This is a genomic window from Coprococcus sp. ART55/1 (assembly GCF_000210595.1).
Taxonomy (GTDB): domain Bacteria; phylum Bacillota; class Clostridia; order Lachnospirales; family Lachnospiraceae; genus Coprococcus; species Coprococcus aceti.
In genome coordinates this window covers 217,689-234,731 of record NC_021018.1, presented here as the reverse complement: position 1 = coordinate 234,731, position 17,043 = coordinate 217,689, and the positions used below count along the sequence as shown (strand labels likewise).

The 17,043-nt window shown below is 42.9% G+C and carries 15 protein-coding genes and 3 pseudogenes; 13 read left to right on the top strand and 5 right to left on the bottom strand.

Annotated elements, in window-relative coordinates; translation table 11 throughout:
- Positions 1-122: 122 nt before the first annotated feature.
- From CCU_RS01050 to CCU_RS14655, 3 genes and pseudogenes are all read right to left on the bottom strand, one after another.
- Positions 123-1,031 (bottom strand): TlpA disulfide reductase family protein, encoded by a 909-nt coding sequence (locus tag CCU_RS01050; RefSeq protein ID WP_015533239.1) that lies wholly within the window; start codon positions 1,029-1,031, stop codon positions 123-125.
- 40 nt (positions 1,032-1,071) lie between these two features.
- Positions 1,072-1,976: pseudogene (locus CCU_RS01045) on the bottom strand (4Fe-4S binding protein).
- Positions 1,969-2,112 carry a CD1871A family CXXC motif-containing protein gene (locus CCU_RS14655; RefSeq protein WP_055223724.1) on the bottom strand — a complete coding sequence of 48 codons (144 nt, stop codon included), beginning with the start codon at positions 2,110-2,112 and terminating at the stop codon, positions 1,969-1,971. Before CCU_RS14655 ends, CCU_RS01045 begins: the two are co-directional and overlap by 8 nt.
- Positions 2,113-2,266: 154 nt before the next feature.
- On the opposite strand from CCU_RS14655, the gene CCU_RS01040 reads away from it, so the two are divergent.
- Both CCU_RS01040 and CCU_RS01035 read left to right on the top strand, forming a co-directional pair.
- Positions 2,267-2,905 carry a response regulator transcription factor gene (locus tag CCU_RS01040; protein WP_238045940.1) on the top strand — a complete coding sequence of 213 codons (639 nt, stop codon included), beginning with the start codon at positions 2,267-2,269 and terminating at the stop codon, positions 2,903-2,905.
- A complete protein-coding gene (locus CCU_RS01035) occupies positions 2,902-4,044 on the top strand; it encodes a HAMP domain-containing sensor histidine kinase (protein WP_015533238.1) in 1,143 nt (380 codons plus the stop codon). The genes CCU_RS01040 and CCU_RS01035 overlap by 4 nt, the downstream gene beginning before the upstream one ends.
- A gap of 40 nt (positions 4,045-4,084) precedes the next feature.
- Here CCU_RS01035 and CCU_RS01030 read toward each other — a convergent pair whose 3' ends face one another.
- A complete protein-coding gene (locus CCU_RS01030) occupies positions 4,085-5,026 on the bottom strand; it encodes a glycosyl hydrolase (protein ID WP_015533237.1) in 942 nt (313 codons plus the stop codon).
- 136 nt (positions 5,027-5,162) lie between these two features.
- Here CCU_RS01030 and CCU_RS01025 point away from each other — a divergent pair, with 136 nt between their 5' ends.
- Positions 5,163-6,014, top strand: coding sequence for an AraC family transcriptional regulator (locus CCU_RS01025; protein WP_015533236.1), 852 nt, complete (start codon positions 5,163-5,165; stop codon positions 6,012-6,014).
- 71 nt (positions 6,015-6,085) lie between these two features.
- On the opposite strand, the pseudogene CCU_RS14650 reads toward CCU_RS01025, so the two are convergent.
- Positions 6,086-7,487 (bottom strand): annotated as a pseudogene (locus tag CCU_RS14650) (MATE family efflux transporter).
- A 394-nt stretch (positions 7,488-7,881) separates the two neighbouring features.
- Here CCU_RS14650 and CCU_RS01015 point away from each other — a divergent pair.
- The 10 genes and pseudogenes from CCU_RS01015 to gatA form a co-directional block, all read left to right on the top strand.
- On the top strand, positions 7,882-8,451 hold the full coding sequence (locus CCU_RS01015; RefSeq protein ID WP_015533233.1) for a hypothetical protein: 570 nt from the start codon (positions 7,882-7,884) through the stop codon (positions 8,449-8,451).
- Positions 8,432-9,412 carry a biotin--[acetyl-CoA-carboxylase] ligase gene (locus CCU_RS01010; protein WP_015533232.1) on the top strand — a complete coding sequence of 327 codons (981 nt, stop codon included), beginning with the start codon at positions 8,432-8,434 and terminating at the stop codon, positions 9,410-9,412. The genes CCU_RS01015 and CCU_RS01010 overlap by 20 nt, the downstream gene beginning before the upstream one ends.
- A gap of 172 nt (positions 9,413-9,584) precedes the next feature.
- The gene (locus CCU_RS01005) at positions 9,585-10,793 is read left to right on the top strand and encodes an NADP-dependent isocitrate dehydrogenase (RefSeq protein WP_015533231.1); all 1,209 of its coding nucleotides are present in this window, start codon (positions 9,585-9,587) and stop codon (positions 10,791-10,793) included.
- A 209-nt stretch (positions 10,794-11,002) separates the two neighbouring features.
- A pseudogene (locus CCU_RS01000) lies at positions 11,003-11,385 on the top strand (VOC family protein).
- Positions 11,386-11,412: 27 nt separating this feature from the next.
- Complete coding sequence (locus CCU_RS00995) at positions 11,413-11,946, top strand: nitroreductase family protein (protein ID WP_015533229.1); 534 nt, start codon at positions 11,413-11,415, stop codon at positions 11,944-11,946.
- 23 nt (positions 11,947-11,969) lie between these two features.
- Positions 11,970-13,031 (top strand): zinc finger Ran-binding domain-containing protein, encoded by a 1,062-nt coding sequence (locus CCU_RS00990; RefSeq protein ID WP_015533228.1) that lies wholly within the window; start codon positions 11,970-11,972, stop codon positions 13,029-13,031.
- A 28-nt stretch (positions 13,032-13,059) separates the two neighbouring features.
- Entirely contained in the window at positions 13,060-13,266 is a 207-nt protein-coding gene (locus CCU_RS00985; protein ID WP_055223730.1) for a GNAT family N-acetyltransferase, read from the top strand.
- Between the two features lie 141 nt (positions 13,267-13,407).
- Positions 13,408-14,937, top strand: coding sequence for a hypothetical protein (locus CCU_RS00980; RefSeq protein ID WP_015533227.1), 1,530 nt, complete (start codon positions 13,408-13,410; stop codon positions 14,935-14,937).
- Between the two features lie 339 nt (positions 14,938-15,276).
- Positions 15,277-15,564, top strand: coding sequence for an Asp-tRNA(Asn)/Glu-tRNA(Gln) amidotransferase subunit GatC (gene gatC / locus CCU_RS00975; RefSeq protein WP_015533226.1), 288 nt, complete (start codon positions 15,277-15,279; stop codon positions 15,562-15,564).
- A gap of 22 nt (positions 15,565-15,586) precedes the next feature.
- Positions 15,587-17,043, top strand: a 1,457-nt coding sequence (gene gatA, locus CCU_RS00970; protein WP_208896325.1) for an Asp-tRNA(Asn)/Glu-tRNA(Gln) amidotransferase subunit GatA, incomplete at its 3' end; no start/stop codon positions are given.

Here is a 17,043-nt window from a genome sequence, read left to right as displayed (position 1 = left end):
ATATGAAATTTTATTGCACGGGAAAAGGTCATCTGGTTTCTTGAAAACCGGATGACCTTTTTTGAAAAGCAGAAAGGCTTCTTGTCCTTTCATTAGTATATTCAATTTAAAGTCAACTATAATTATTTATCCTTGTTATCAGCGTCGATCACTGACTGGATCTGTTTCATGAGAGAGTCGTAGTTAGCCTGATCGTCGATCCCTCCAAGCATAGGCTCTCCGACAATATTACCATTTCTATCGACTAGTATGGTTGTAGGAAATGCCATGATGTCGGAGGCATATTTGCCTATGCTAGAATCAGAGTCAACGGAGATATTGCGGTATTTTGCACCCTGACTGTCAAGAACGGCTGCGGCTTCCTTGATAGCATCTTCGTTTCCGTCAAATGTCTCTGTGTTGATACCTATTACCTCGCCGCCCATCGATTTGATGGCATCATTTAATTCATTAAGCTTGGACAATTCTGCGACACAAGGCTTGCAGCCGGTAAACCAGAAATTAACGACGGTTACTGCATTATTGGAAAACAGGCTTTCGTCAACAGAATTACCATCCAAATCCTTGCCGGAGAAACTCTTGAAAGGTGTGATTTCTTCGGAACTGTCGTTCTGGTCGGTGCTTTCTGATCCTGCGTTTTTATTTTCGATTTCTGTTATCTGCTTTTCAATCTGTCTGATAGTTTCGATATCATCGTTAAGTGTTTTAAGTTCATCATCTGTAAAGGATTCCTTGTTTGATTCAACGGTGCCGGCCAGATAATCGGCATAATCTCCGTTTGGATCAGCGCTGCTTTTATTCATCATGCCAAATACCTTGTTCCATACTTCCTGGTGATCTGAAAAGATCTGGTTCTCCTGCTGATATAGATCATCCAGTTTCGTGTTGGAATTGTCCGCAGCTTCAGTGGTGGCTTCTGTCTGGGTTTTTTGTGAACTCTCAGTTGTGGCAGATTCTGATCCGTTACATGCCGTGAGAGATAATGCTGCACAGAGAGTGATAATAGATATTAATGTTCTTTTTGTCTTCATAAATAATTGCTCCTTTAAATAATATTAGTGTGGTTGATTGTTACATGTTGGTTTTGGAAGATTGCTTATGTCCTTTTTGGGAACATGGCTTTCCCATAAACTGATAGTGGATCGCATCTTTTGGACATGCCTTCATACATGCTCCGCATCGTATGCATTCCGGATGATTTGGTGTTTTGCATACATCTACATCCATTTTGCATGCCTTTGAACACTTACCGCATCCGACACATTTGCTGCTTTCAACCTTGATACTCATAAGGCTGACCTTGTTAAATAACGAGTAGATTGCGCCGAGAGGACAAATCCATTTACAGAAGGGTCTGTAGAACAGAATACTCAGAACGACAACTGTAATTAAAATAAGGCATTTAAAAGAAAACAGTTTTCCAAGTGCAGAGCGTATAGCCGCATTTCCAAGTGAAAGTGGTATAGCTCCCTCCAGAACACCTTGTGGACAAATATACTTACAGAAGAACGGGTCTCCCATTCCTATGGAGTTCGTTACAAGCATCGGCAGAAGTATAACGAAAACAATAAGGATTATATATTTCAGGTATCTTAGTGGTTTCAGCCTGGCTGTGGAAAACTTTTTTCCGGGAATTTTGTGAAGCAGATCCTGAAACCATCCAAATGGACACAAAAATCCACATATAAATCTTCCGAGGATCACACCGAGCAAAATGAAAAACCAGTTATGTAGTAAGAAAATTTAAATTTGGATGATCCGACGACCGCCTGAAATGCACCAATGGGACACGCTCCTGTTGCAGCGGGACAGGAGTAACAGTTTAATCCCGGTACGCATACTGTTTTGGCTTTGCCCTGATAGATCTTGCCTTTAAATAAATTGGGGATGTGAATATTGGTAAGCAGCGTGGCAGCTGCCTGTATCCATCCGCGTATTCTGGCTGTTTTTTTTGACAGTGATTTATTCTTATCCAATTCCTACACACTCCAGACATAATTTTATTGCTTTGCTGAGCACGGCAGCCGCTTCACCTCTGACTGCACCATAGCTGATCATTGCTATACCCGTGATGAGTAAAATGATCTGAGATATTTTCCCGTACTTCAAGATATTGTAGCTCCTTTCATGATTGTGTTTGTTGACCAGCTGACTTTGGTATTATACAATAGCTGTTGTAAAATTTTTGTTAAGAAGGATTTTTGTTAAGAAACAGGTGACAGTTTTGAGATTATTGATAGTTGAAGATGAGAAACAGATATGTGATATGATTGCGAAAAGTCTGTATGATGTCGGGTATGAGGTGGATACCTGTTATGACGGAGAAGAGGCTCTTGAATGCATTCTGTCAGAGGAATATGATCTGATCGTTCTGGATCTGAATCTGCCAGGTGTGGATGGAATGGAGATTTTAAAGGAACTCAGACAGAAAAATGAAGAGACAAAGGTTATCATATTATCTGCAAGGGGACAGATCGCGGATAAGGTTGAAGGGCTGGATGCGGGTGCAAATGATTATATGGAAAAGCCATTTCATTTGCAGGAGCTTGAGGCACGTATCAGAAGCCTTACAAGAAGAAAATTTGTACAGAAGGATGTATGTCTGGAAAGCGGCGGGATAAAGTTTGATACGATAAAACGTGAGGCATACGCAAAAGGAGAGAAGGTTCCCCTTACAAGAAAAGAAAATGGAATCCTGGAATATCTGCTTCTTAATCTGGGCAGACCGGTAAGCCAGGAGGAATTGATGGAGCATGTCTGGGATGCTTCGGTTGACAGCTTCAGTGGAGCAATCAGAGTACATATGTCTTCGCTGAGAAGAAAGCTTAAGGCAGTGCTTGGATATGATCCGATTTTGAACAAGGTGGGAGAAGGCTATAAAATACGAGAGGAGTCCGACAGATGAAAAGAATGTCGCTGCAGTGGAGGCTTACCTGTATAATCACATTATATATTGCGCTTATATGTGGATGCCTTACTTTACTTGTCTATAAAAATGGTGTGTATTATATTGATTCTCTGCAAGAAACCGTTGATGCCCAGGGAGATGATAATGGGAGTGGTACTGATGAAATATATATCAGTATTCCGGAGGATAAGTGGGATGAATTTGCAAATGATTTTTCTGTTAAGGTGTACAATAATAAGGCAGATTACAAGAAAAACAGCCTGATAATTTCTGCCTTGCTGGCCCTGCTTGGCGGAGTAGCTACATATTTTATAAGTGGGCATGCACTAAAGCCTATCAGTGAGTTTTCTGATAAAATTGAAGAGGTACAGGCACAGAATCTGGCGGATTCACGAATAGAAGAAAACAATGTTAAAGAACTGAACCAGCTCAGCGTTTCATATAACAAGATGCTTGAACGCCTCTCGGATGCATTTGAGATACAGAGACAGTTTACTGCAAATGCAGCACATGAGCTCAGAACTCCACTGTCTTTAATGCAGATACAGCTTGACTCATATAATTCTTCCCGGCATCCGGGAGATGACGAAGTCACTCTGCAGACGATAAAGATGGTCACTGAACAGAATGAGAGACTCAGCAAAATGGTAAAGACACTTCTTGATATGAGTGAGCTTCAAACTGTGAGCCGGGATGATAAAATAATGGTCGACGCGCTTGTTGATGAGGTATTGGCGGATCTGGAACCTCTTGCACAGGAAAAGGATATAGAACTTATTGGAGAATGTACGGATGTAACGATGATAGGAAGTGACATCCTTATTTACAGGATGTTATACAATCTTGTTGAGAATGCTATAAAATATAACCGCACAGGAGGACGGGTTACAGTGACAGCGCGTCAGAAGGAAAAACACGTTTACCTGTCAGTAGAGGATACCGGAAATGGTATCCCGGAAGAACTGAAGGATCGCGTGTTTGAACCTTTCTTTCGCGTGGATAAATCCAGAAGCCGTGAGCTTGGCGGCGTAGGACTGGGACTTGCTCTTGTCCGCGAGATCGTGATAGTGCATGATGGCAATATTGCAGTTAAGTCTAATCCGTCTGGAGGAACGATTTTTGAAGTCGTTTTATAAAGTGAGCATTACAGCAGTTACATATAACAGACTTACCCACTTACTTTCCGGTAACAGCATATTGGCTGTCATACATAGCCTTAAGATTTTCGTTGGAATTGAATTTTTCTCCTATGCAGAATTCTTCAGACCATGTCATGTAGTATGCCCATGGAGTGTGTGACTTCTCCAGAAGATGTATATCCGGTATATATCCAACTTCGGTAAGGGCGGCAACCTTGTTCGGAGAGGTAGCTTCTACAAGCTTTGTGTATTCTTCACTGTAATCGGTTGCTGTGTATTCCGGCAGATATATGTCCATGGAGACAATATCAACGAAGTCATCTCCAGGGTATACGCCTTTTGTAGGACAGTTCCATACCCATATAAGGTTGTTGATGTTCAGTACATTTGTATAGTAGTCGAACATGAGTCTGTAGAGCTTTGCCGCAACAGCAGGACCTTTGGCACCCCACCAGAACCAGGTGCCCTCGGACTCGTGGAAAGGTCTCCACAGAACCGGGATATCTTCAAGCTGGAATCTTCGGAGTTCCTTTGCGATGATGTCCATATCGTGGTAGAAAGCATCACGTTCTCTTGTTCCTGGAATGAGCACCTTTTCAGCGTCGAAGTCAGTGTGCTCTGTGTAGAAACTCTTGTCACGACCTCCAATCGGAGAGAACCAGTGAAATGTGAAAGTGACAATGCCATTTGTTTTCTTTGCCCATTCGAGAGCGGTGTCAAGGGTATCCTGATTTTCATATACCTCTGTGAGACATTCTGCGGATGCATCATTATAGTTTATGTTTGGCGAGTATCCAAGCAACTCGAAACCTCTGAGTGCCGGACATTTGCCTGTCTGTTCGTATATATAGTCAATCTCCTCCATAGAATTGGTCTGTGTGTGCTGACCTGTTATTATCTTTTTACCAGAAATCTCCGATAAATAATCCAGCAGATTCTGTGCTGAATGCGATATGTGCTTGTTTGCTGCTTTCTGCATCTTATTTTCTCCTTCATTAGTATGTGTTTGATATGTTTTTATCATATACAAATAAATGTAATAATTGTATTATATAAAGAGCAAAAAATAGTATAAACCTATCATGATACAACTTGGATCGTAGGGGGAGACTGCTATGGAAATATTTGAGTACATTGATGAGATGAAACAGCCATATGATATATTTTACACAGATTGTGTGCATTCTGAATTGCACTGGCACTATTACAGTGAGATGCTTTATATAGTCAGCGGATCTATCCGGGTGATCTGCAATGATGGAGAGACGGTTCTCAGAAAAGGGGATATGTGCTACCTATATCCGCTGCAGCTCCACAGTATAAAGGCGGATAAGACCTGTACGGAATCGGTGAAGTATGCGGTCATAAAGTTTAATATGTATACACTGGGCATTCCCCAGACTTATATAAGGAAAATGTATGATTGCTTTGTATACAGGACGGAGACTACAGATTTCTGTATGGTTATAAGGTCTGAAAAACTAAAAGAAAGTATGGCAGATATTGTTCAGGATATATTTGAGGAGTATACGGAAAAACGGGAGATGTACATGCTTGCGGTTCAGTCTGGGATATATAAGTTGCTCATCATCATGGCAAGACAAATGAAAACAAATGGAGATTTTAAGCATAGGAGGTCGGATGGTGATGTGTATTTCAATCACATACTGGAATATATAGATGCGCATTCGTCAGAACAGATTGAGGTTAAAGATCTGGCAGAAATGTGCAGTATGAGTTATTCACACTTTGCCAGATCATTTAAGGCTCGTTATGGAAGATCGTGTAAGGAATACATATTGTATATAAGGCTCAACAAGGCGCAGAACATGCTGCTGTATTCGGATTATTCCATGGAATATATCGCGCAGGAAAATGGTTTTTCGGACAGCAGTTATTTTATCCGTGTGTATAAAAAGTGGAGGGGAATCACTCCGAAACAGGAAAGGATGCAGAACAGACTTTAGTATCCCAATAGGGTGCAAATGAAACAGACTCACATGTGATCGAGACACAAGTGAGTCTGTTCATAAACCGATTATATTGTTGCCGTTGCGGACTTTGCACGGCTGATTTTATTTCCCCCGAATTTTCGTCTCAGCTGTTTCATAACCCACAGGTACGCAGGTATCAGGAAGAGATCAGCACATACCCATGCAAGCGGACTTCCTAGTGATACGCAGATGAAACCGAAATGAGGCACCAGCACGAAACCGGCAACAGAACGGGCAATCATCTCACATATGCCTGCAAGTATGGCGAAAGTCGAGTATCCAAGCCCCTGTATCATGAATCTTACGATATTCACAAGAGCCAGGAATATGTAGAATGCGGCGTTGATAACCACGAATTCATATATGTAGCCGATAAGCTCAATCTGTTCCTTCTTTACAAAGAGAAGTGCAAGCTGCTTTCCGAATACGATGGAGAAAGCCAGAGCCACGAGGGCATATATGATTCCCATCTTGATACAGGCTTTAAGTCCCTGATCAACACGGTCAAGACGTCTGGCACCAACATTCTGACCTCCGTATGTTGCCATGGTGGAGCCCATTGCATCGAAAGGACAGCACATGAACATGGAAATCTTGCTTCCTGCTGATACGGCTGCAACATATGTTGAACCCATATCATTGACTGCGGTCTGAAAGAATGACACTGCCTATGGCGGTTATGCTGTACTGCGGGCCCATAGGCAGACCCATACCGCAGAGCTTAAGGCAGTGGCGCATGCTGAATGTCCAATCCTCTTTACTGAATTCAAGATACTTCAGTTTCTTTGTCATGTATATCGTACATATGATTCCTGACACTGCCTGTGAAGCTACTGTGGCAACTGCAGCTCCGGCGACGCCCATAGGAACAACAAGTATAAGATCAAGTATTATGTTGACAATTGATGAACCCACAAGGAATATGACAGGTGTGATACTGTCTCCGAGTGATCTCAGTATTCCGGCAGTCAGGTTGTAGAGGAAGGTTGCCGGAATGCCCAGGAATATTATAAATATGTATATATATGCATCATCGATGATATTCGAAGGTGTTCTGAGAGCCTTGAGTATCTGCATGGTAAAGATACTTACTGCCACTGTTATAACAGCAGCCAGTGCAACGGATGACCATATACTGTTGATTATATAAGCCTTAAGAGCCTTGAAATCCTTCGCACCGTAAGCCTGTGCAACAGGTATTGCAAATCCGTTGCAGATTCCTATACAGAAACCGAGTATCATGAAGTTGATGCTTCCGGTGGAACCCACAGCCGCCAGCGCGTCAGTCCCAAGCTTCTGCCCGACTATGACAGAATCTACCATATTATAAAACTGCTGAAATATCAGACCAAAGAGAAGGGGCAGACCAAAGTTCAATATAAGCTTTGAAGGCTTTCCTTCAGTGAGGTCTTTTGTGCCACTGATGCGCGCAATAAAATTCTTCATGTGATTCACCTCTCAAAAATCTAGTTGTTTGTTTATAAATTGCTTGTTTTCACGATATCGTGTGTTTGCTAGTTAATCACCTTTTAATGATTTTATATATGGAAAAAAGGTGATTAAACGTGGTAAAATGTAAACACTTTTGTAATGGTGAAAACTTGATATATATTAGTCTCTGAACTAATATAAGTACAGTCGTAAAAGTGATGAAAAAAGAGAAAATAATTGTGCATAAAGCGCATGGATACGAACCGGGATGATATCAGTAGTGATCATGACCTGGCAGGGGATATGGAATGAGTAGAGATAGCGATAAAAAAATAATAAAAAAAGAACGATAAAAAGAATTGGCAAGAATAATAAAACGGGCAGAGAAGAAATCAGGAATATAAATAGTATGAACGGTGGCACAGCAAAATCTTACAGGCAGAAAGTTCTTGTGAATCAGGCAGGAAAGCTAGTGGATGAGCTTGAGCGGGCGAGACGAGAGGAGCAGGAGTCCCAGATTGATGGAATAATCAGACAGAAGGTTATCAAGAGAAAGAATACCAGAGCTGCCTATCGTATTGTGGGAATAGTATTTATACTGATTGGAATCGCGTGTATGTGGTGGGCCATGGGAGGTCACTACAGGTTTTTGAAGGCGGCGGTTTCTATAGCAGCCATGGCATATGGGTTTTATATTGTAAGGGCGTCATTCAGGAGTGCAGCATATGATGCTACATATTTGTTTGGACAGGACAGGATAACGATACTTCAAAAGGGTGGAAGTAAGATCATACCATATGAAGCAGTGACGGGTTATACAATGATAGAACCAGATCCCGAGATGAAGTATTATATTTTTAAGTTCGACAGGGGGAAGGAGAGTTATGTAGTGCCGTTTGCCGGGGCGAAGGCAAAATGTGAATCAGTGTACAATATTTTCAGAGAGAAGGTAAGAACAGATGAAAAAGAAAATTCTTGAAAAACTCCAGAGTACGGATGGTTTTGTATCAGGACAGGAATTGTGTGAACTGCTGGGTGTGTCAAGAACCGCAGTGTGGAAAAATATACAGGCTCTGAAAAATGATGGATATGTCATAGAAGGAGTTAATAATAAAGGCTATAGGTTGGTTAGCGTTCCTGATGTCATGTCTGAGGAAAATATATCGAGGCACCTCAACACGAAGACATTTGCAAGAAAACTCTACTACTATGATGAAACTGATTCAACAAACACCCGCGCTAAGATTGTTGGTGAGACGGATCCTGTACACGGCGCATTGTTTGTTGCAAATGAGCAGACGGCAGGAAAAGGCCGGAGGGGACATAGCTGGAATTCAGATAAGGGAACAACGATATCCATGTCGTATCTGCTAAAACCGGATATAGATATCTCGTGCGTATCCAGGATAACTCTGGTGTCGGCGGTTGCACTTGCAAGAGCATTCGGCAAAGTGGAAGGTGTCAAGCCTCAGATAAAGTGGCCCAACGACGTACTTTCAGATGGAAAGAAGCTTGTCGGAATACTTACAGAGATGAGTTCAGAGGGAACTGATATTAGTTATGTTGTCGTGGGAATTGGTATAAATGTATATAACCAGAGTTTCCCGGAGGACATTGCGGACAAGGCGACATCAATTCTTCTGGAGAACGGCAGGGGATGTGACAGGTCATGGTTCATAGCGCAGGTGTCAAATGAGTTTGAAAAACTATATGATGAGTTTGTAATAAATAAAGATCTGGGATTTCTTGTTGATGAGTACAACAGTTATCTTGTGAACAAGGATAAGCAGGTATATGTCATAGAGGGAGATCAGAAAACTGAGTATACAGCCTTGGGACTTTCCCCGGATGGCGGACTCCTTGTCAGGGATGCTGATGGAGCTGTGCGCGATATAATATCAGGTGAAGTGTCCGTCAGAGGCATATATGGATATGTATGATATATGATAAACATTCGTTTTCATGTCAGCATATGGGGCTTAATAATATTAATAAATGGCAGGCATGATTCAAAAAAACTAGAAATATAGCCCCTTATGGTTTATAATCGGCAGTGGGTATAATATAACTTAGAAAATTCAAAAACGAAATATAAAAATGGAGGACATAAACATGGAAAAGATTCAGATGACCACACCACTTGTAGAGATGGATGGAGATGAGATGACCAGAATTCTCTGGCAGTATATCAAGGATGAGCTTATCTATCCATTTATCGATCTCAAGTCAGAGTACTATGACCTTGGACTTGTACATAGAAATGAGACAGATGACAAGGTAACATTTGACTCAGCATATGCAACACAGAAGTATGGTGTAGCTGTAAAGTGTGCAACCATCACACCTAATGCAGCAAGAGTTAAGGAGTACAATCTCAAGGAGATGTGGAAGAGCCCTAACGGAACTATCAGAGCAATTCTCGATGGTACAGTATTCAGAGCACCTATCGTTGTAAAGGGAATCGAGCCATGTGTTAAGAACTGGAAGAAGCCTATCACCATCGCAAGACATGCATATGGTGACGTGTACAAGAGTGTAGAGATCGATGTTCCAGGTCCTGGAACTGCAGAGCTTGTATTCACAGGCGATGACGGACAGGTTATAAAGGAGACTATCCATAAGTTTGATGGCCCTGGTGTTCTTCAGGGACAGCACAACGTGGACAAGTCTATTGAGAGCTTTGCAAGAAGCTGTTTCAAGTATGCGCTTGATACAAAGCAGACACTGTGGTTTGCGACAAAGGATACTATATCAAAGAAGTATGATCACACATTCAAGGATATCTTCCAGGAGATATTTGATGCGGAGTATAAGGAGCAGTTCGATGCAGCAGGTATCGAGTACTTCTACACACTTATAGATGATGCGGTTGCCCGTGTTATGAAGAGTGAAGGCGGTTACATCTGGGCATGTAAGAATTATGATGGAGATGTAATGAGTGACATGATCTCATCAGCATTTGGTTCACTTGCCATGATGACATCAGTTCTCGTATCCCCTGATGGAAAGTATGAGTACGAGGCAGCACACGGAACAGTTATGAGACATTACTACAAGCACCTTGCAGGCGAGGAGACATCTACAAACTCAGTTGCAACTATCTTCGCATGGTCAGGAGCACTCAGAAAGCGTGGAGAGCTTGATGGAATCCAGGCACTTCAGGATTTTGCAGACAAGCTCGAGGCTGCAACCATCAAGACCATAGAAGATGGCAAGATGACAAAGGATCTGGCTCTCATCACAACTCTCGAGAACCCAACAGTCCTCAACAGTGAGAACTTCATCAAGGCTATCAGAGAGACACTTGAGGGAATGCTCTAAGAATGAAATTGTGTAACGGGCTGATTACAGACGTTGCTTTTAACGGGATATCACCTTTATTCATACAAATGGATAAAGGTGATATTTTTATGCCATTGTGTAAAATGTGGCATTGGGTTAAAATAGCTTATATAGCATGCCTATAGCAGCATGCATATAGTAGTTTGTCTATCTGAGTGTAGCGTATAAGATAATGAGGAGTTGCATTTATGAGAATTGAGCATGTTGCGATGTATGTGAATGATCTTAAAGCTGCGAAGAATTTTTTTGAGAAATATCTGGGAGCATCAGCAAATGAGGGATATCATAATAAAACGACGGACTTCCGTTCATATTTTCTCACATTTGATGATGGCGCAAGGCTTGAGATAATGAACAGGCAGGGAATGGATGATCCTGAAAAGACACTTAACAGAACCGGATTGATACATATAGCATTCAGTGTGGGAAGCAAAGAAAAAGTTGATGAGCTTACCAGACAGCTTGCGGAGGATGGCTATGAGGTGACAAGTGGACGCGGACGACAGGCGATGGATACTATGAGAGCTGTGTGGTCTGCATAGAGGATAATCAGATAGAGATAACGGTATAGGAATGACAGAATAGGAGGTAAAAGACAATGGATAATCAGGTATTAGAGGTAATAAAAAAGAGAAGCTCAGCGAGAGCATACAGTGATGAAGAGGTTATGAAGGAGCAGCTTGAGAAGGTCATCGAGGCTGGGCTTCAGGGACCTACAGGTATGAATAAGAAAGAGATACATTTTACAGTTGTTAAGGGTGATGCTCCAATTCTGGAAGAGCTTGATGCAGAGAAGCGTGCACTTCGCGGACAGGATAAGCAGCCTCACAATTTCTATTATGAGGCTCCGGTGCTCATATTCTTAAGCGCTGAGGATGACTTCAAGTGGAGCAAGGTGGATTCAGGAATTGCAGTTCAGAATATGGCTATAGCGGCAGAGAGCATGGGGCTCGGAAATCTGATAATCGGTTGCGTGTATGATGCACTTCACGGGGAGAAGAAAGCATATTTTGACAAGGCACTTGCAATACCGAAGGGATATTCATTCCAGATAGCTCTTGCCGTTGGACACAAGACTGACAACAAGACACCACATGATTACGATGTTGCTGCGCAGGTAAGTTATCTGTAGTATATATGGGGAGGATATTGCGTATGGGAAAACTTGTAATGGGGTATTGGGACTGCCCATATTGTAGTACGAAACATATAGAAGGAACGAAGCGTGAGTGTCCGTCCTGCGGAAAGCCGAGGGGACAGGAAGTTAAGTTCTATATGGATGGAGTGCGGTATTTGTCCGCGGAGGAGAGTCAGACAAAGGGAAAAGGTGCCGACTGGTTATGTGATCATTGTGGCAATTACAATTCAGCTCTTAACACACGGTGCAGCAGCTGCGGTGCTGAACGAGGTGCGAAGGATAAGGGGTATTTTGACGTCAGGAAAGAGCAGGACGCAAGGAATGCCAGGAATGCATCAGGTACAGGAACGGCTGCCGACGGACAAAAAGGCGGGCAGGGCAATCGGAAAAGAGGACATTCATTTGGAGCATGGAAGATAGCGCTGATCGGCATGCTTGTGATAGCGGCTATAATCGGACTTACGGCGATCATAGCCATGCCAAAGAAGAGGACAGTCACAGTCAGGGATATGACATGGAAGACCAGTGTTGATGTGGAGAAATATATTCTGTGTGATGAAGACGACTGGGAACTCCCCGAGGGTGCCACGCTAAAGACCACGAAACAAGAGGTGCACCATACTGAACAGGAATATGTTGGTGAGCGTGAGGAGACCTATGATTCATATGAGGTGATAGGTTCCCATGTGGAGTACAGCTATGAGGACAATGGAGATGGAACCTTCTCTGAAGTTGCAAATGATGTGGACGATTATGGATATGTGACGAGAACGAGGTCTGTTCCGGTGTATAGAGATAAGCCTATATACAGGACGAAGTATTATTATACAATATGGCGGTGGAAGTACGACAGGACGGAGACCGCCGAGGGCGGTGGAAAGACACCGGAATACCCAGATCCCCAGCTCACAGACAAGGAGAGGCTAGGGAAAAAATCAGTTGAATATGAAGTCACATGTGAAGTGAAGGATAAGGAAAAGACATATAAAGTTGAAAAGTCTATATATGACAAACTTGACATAGGTGAGACATATAAAGTCAAGGCTGACTCTGAGGAGATAGTGAGTATCATAGAGTAAAGACTTAAGAACACGGAGGCGGGCAAAAGTGACAAAGCAGTCAAAGCCTGGTAAGGATAAAAATTCAGATATTGAGAGATATCCGTATCTGGTGGCTGAACTGTCAGGACAGATTGCGGTATATGCTTATGTGGGACCATTTCATGACAGACCGGCGTATGACTGGTCCGTGGAGACATCGATATATGTGGATAGGAATATAAGGCATATGGTTGATCCTGAGAGACCATTCTGACCTGCCTGGCTCATCCCCGGATGGATAAGACATAGTGAAAATTATGTCGAATCTGTTCGGGGATTTTTTTATTATAACGAATATGCGGGAAGTCTGTTGAATACTATGTATTTGAGACGAAATAGTTAAGGCGGACATTGAATGAGAGGTAACCATGATAATGGGATGTGCTTTCAGACTATGCAGCTCATAGCAGTTGCAGTGGCGATGGTTTTTGTGCTTTGCGTGACGGCGGGGACTATAGGAGCACTTGCAAAGGCGGACGATGGCAGTTATATGCTGCAAAGCAGCTCTGCAACGGAGCTAATGGGGGACTTTGGTGTGATATGTTTTGACACACTGTATGCACAGACACATCTTCACAGTAACTTTATCACAAGGACACTCAGTGCAAATTCAAACTCGGGACTCAGAAATTCGTATGGAGTATATGAGGAATTCTACTTTGAAAATGCTGAACGGATGTGTGGCTGTGTGTCGGATGCAGGAACTGATATGCTTTATACAGGATCGGAAGTCAGGAGAGCAGATGGCGGTGAAATATATATCCGTATGAATGATGGCTCCGAGACAAAGCTTGACAGTCCGGCAAATGTCAGAACCGATGCGGAGATTGCAGAGGATGGTGAATATTCTAAATATGCAGATATGGCTGATATACAGAGAAAGTTTATTGACTATAGTCAGAAACTTAGGACTTATGCAGACACAGAGGGTACTGTGGATGTTGATATAACAGGTGATATGAACGATAGAAGTGTGTCAGTAAATGGTAGCGGACTGCATGTGGTATCCATGGATTACAGTCAGCTCGCCGCGGGCACAAATCCGATATATTTTGAGTTCCCGGATTATGGTGATGATACGGTGCTGCTCATGAATATTGATCTGGCAGGTATCCAGGATGCTGTTCTGGGCGATCTGATACTTGGAAGCAAGAGCGATGCAAAGGCAAACGATAATGGTAATTTTTATAATGCCTACAACAGAATGTATTTTAACTTCTATGACAGCTCGGCAGCAGATGGACAATTTGGCGGAAGCATAACATTTGCGGGCAGGGGATTTGGAACAGTGATAGCTCCAGAGGCAGCGGTAAATCTCGGACACAACTGGGATGGTTGTGTGGTGAGTGAAGTATTCTCAAACGGAGGAGAGTTCCACAGAGTACCGGGAAATGATTTCCTGGATGAAGAGCCAACGACAGAGGGTACGACGACCGAAGATACGACAACCGAAGATACGACAACGGAGGGCACGACAACCGAAGACACAACCACGGAAGACACAACGACAAAGGATACGACAACGGAAGATACCACAACAGAAGACACGACGACAGAGGACACGACAACAGAAGATACCACAACAGAAGATACCACAACAGAAGATACCACAACGGAAGACACGACAACAGAATCAACAACAGGAACAACAACAGAGGATACCTCAACAGAAACTACGACGGGTACAACTACAGAGTCGACCACGGAACGTACTACATGGAGTACAACAGGAACAACAAACACCATGACAACAACACGTAACACGCCTCCGGGCAGACATCCAGATACAGGTGATCGGCTGCCTGTAAAAGAAACGGCAGTTGTGGTTATTCTGGCTCTTATGGGAAGTGCAGGGATATTAATATATAAAAAAATAAGAAAGTAGACATATTCTATTGAAATAGGACATAGAGCTGGGCTACAGCTTGGTCGTGTTCAGGAGATAGTCAGGCTAGGGAGACATTAGTAAAATACAGTTAGTACTGTATATAATTTAAATAGAGTTACAGTACCGCCATGTATGCAGCGTTTTACATGGCGGTGTTTTGCGTAATACAGGTAAAAATGCCCATAGTCTTGCATAATATCCCAGGATGTGATATATTTTAGAGGAATTTTGTGGTACAAAATACCATGGCGGGAGAATGTGTTTACATTATTTGACACAGAATAATAAGAAGGCACATTCTTTATTTTTGCTCATTAAAGATAGGAGAACAAGAACATGACGATAACTGATGAAACAATTGATTATGTTGGAATCCTTGCAAAGCTTGAGCTCTCCCCGGAGGAGAAGGAGCAGGCAAAGAAGGATATGTCAGACATGCTTGATTATGTCAGCAAACTGAATGAACTTAATACAGACGGTGTGGAGGCTATGAGCCATACATTCCCATACAACAATGTGTTCCGTGAGGATGTTGTTGTAAATGGAGACGACAGAGAGAACATGCTGAAGAATGCGCCAGAGCAGAAGGATGGCTGCTACAAGGTGCCAAAGACATTTGACTAGGAGGTAGGCTGAAGTGAATTTAATGGGTATGACGGCTGTAGAGCTGGGAAAAGCTATTAAAGATGGACAGGTGAGCGTAGTTGAAGCGACACAGGCCTGTCTTGACAGCATCGAGGCGTGCGAGAAAGATTATAATAGTTTTGTCACGGTTGATCGTGAAGGAGCACTTGCCCAGGCGGAGGAAGTGCAGAAGAAGATAGATGCGGGAGAGCTCAATGGTCCTCTTGCAGGAGTGCCGATAGCAATAAAGGACAATATGTGCCAGGAGGGTGTGCAGACAAGCTGTTCATCCAAGATTCTGTCAAATTTTGTTCCAACATATACTGCTGAGGCCGTTGTGAAGCTCAAGGAAGCAGGAGCGGTTATAGTAGGACATACCAACATGGATGAGTTTGCCATGGGAAGTACAACCGAGACATCATATTTTGGTGAGACAAGAAATCCATGGGATACAAATAGAGTTCCAGGTGGTTCATCAGGTGGATCAGCGGCAGCAGTTGCCGGTGAGGAGGTGCCATGTGCCCTCGGTTCAGATACCGGTGGATCCATCAGACAGCCGGCTTCATTCTGCGGTGTTACCGGAATCAAGCCAACCTATGGAAGAGTGTCAAGATACGGACTTATAGCATACGGTTCATCACTTGACCAGATCGGACCACTTGCGAAGAATGTAGAGGACTGTGCGACGATCCTTGAGATCATATCACAGTATGACAAGAAGGATTCAACATCAGTTAACAGAGATGACAATGATTTTACAAGCGCACTTGTGGATGATGTGAAAGGCCTTAAGATCGGTCTTCCAAGAGACTATTTCACAGAGGGACTTGAGCCTGAGATAAAGGAAGCCGTGTATGGAGTAGCTGAGACTTTGAAGGCAAAGGGAGCTATTGTTGAGGAGTTTGATCTTGGAATGGTTGAGTATGCTATTCCTGCTTACTATATCATTGCATCGGCGGAGGCAAGTTCTAACCTTGAGAGATTCGACGGTGTAAAATATGGTTACAGAACACCAGAGTACACAGATCTTCACAACATGTACAAGAAGAGCCGTTCAGAAGGATTTGGCCCTGAGGTCAAGAGAAGAATCATGCTCGGTTCATTTGTGCTGAGTTCAGGTTATTACGATGCATATTATGTAAAGGCCCTCAAGGCAAAGGCTCTCATCAAACAGGCGTATGACAAGGCGTTTGAGAAGTATGATATCATTCTCGGACCTGTTGCACCTACAACAGCACTGAAGATGGGAGAGTCACTCTCAGATCCTATCAAGATGTATCTGGGAGATGTGTACACAGTCCCTGTAAATCTTGCAGGACTTCCGGGAATATCACTTCCATGTGGAACTGATAAGGATGGAATGCCTATAGGTGTGCAGATGGTTGGAGATGCATTTAACGAGAAGACCATAATCAGAGCTGCATATGCATTTGAGCAGACTAGAGAGTACAAGAGACCTGCACAGGTTTCAGAAAGGGG

What these genes read in the sequence shown, in the direction of transcription:
- CCU_RS01050 (WP_015533239.1), bottom strand. Translation starts at nt 1,031, where the DNA reads ATGAAGACAAAAAGAACATTAATATCTATTATCACTCTCTGTGCAGCA.
- CCU_RS01040 (WP_238045940.1), top strand. Translation starts at nt 2,267, where the DNA reads ATGATTGCGAAAAGTCTGTATGATGTCGGGTATGAGGTGGATACCTGT.
- CCU_RS01035 (WP_015533238.1), top strand. Translation starts at nt 2,902, where the DNA reads ATGAAAAGAATGTCGCTGCAGTGGAGGCTTACCTGTATAATCACATTA.
- CCU_RS01030 (WP_015533237.1), bottom strand. Translation starts at nt 5,026, where the DNA reads ATGCAGAAAGCAGCAAACAAGCACATATCGCATTCAGCACAGAATCTG.
- CCU_RS01025 (WP_015533236.1), top strand. Translation starts at nt 5,163, where the DNA reads ATGGAAATATTTGAGTACATTGATGAGATGAAACAGCCATATGATATA.
- CCU_RS01015 (WP_015533233.1), top strand. Translation starts at nt 7,882, where the DNA reads ATGAACGGTGGCACAGCAAAATCTTACAGGCAGAAAGTTCTTGTGAAT.
- CCU_RS01010 (WP_015533232.1), top strand. Translation starts at nt 8,432, where the DNA reads ATGAAAAAGAAAATTCTTGAAAAACTCCAGAGTACGGATGGTTTTGTA.
- CCU_RS01005 (WP_015533231.1), top strand. Translation starts at nt 9,585, where the DNA reads ATGGAAAAGATTCAGATGACCACACCACTTGTAGAGATGGATGGAGAT.
- CCU_RS00995 (WP_015533229.1), top strand. Translation starts at nt 11,413, where the DNA reads ATGGATAATCAGGTATTAGAGGTAATAAAAAAGAGAAGCTCAGCGAGA.
- CCU_RS00990 (WP_015533228.1), top strand. Translation starts at nt 11,970, where the DNA reads ATGGGAAAACTTGTAATGGGGTATTGGGACTGCCCATATTGTAGTACG.
- CCU_RS00980 (WP_015533227.1), top strand. Translation starts at nt 13,408, where the DNA reads ATGAGAGGTAACCATGATAATGGGATGTGCTTTCAGACTATGCAGCTC.
- gatC (WP_015533226.1), top strand. Translation starts at nt 15,277, where the DNA reads ATGACGATAACTGATGAAACAATTGATTATGTTGGAATCCTTGCAAAG.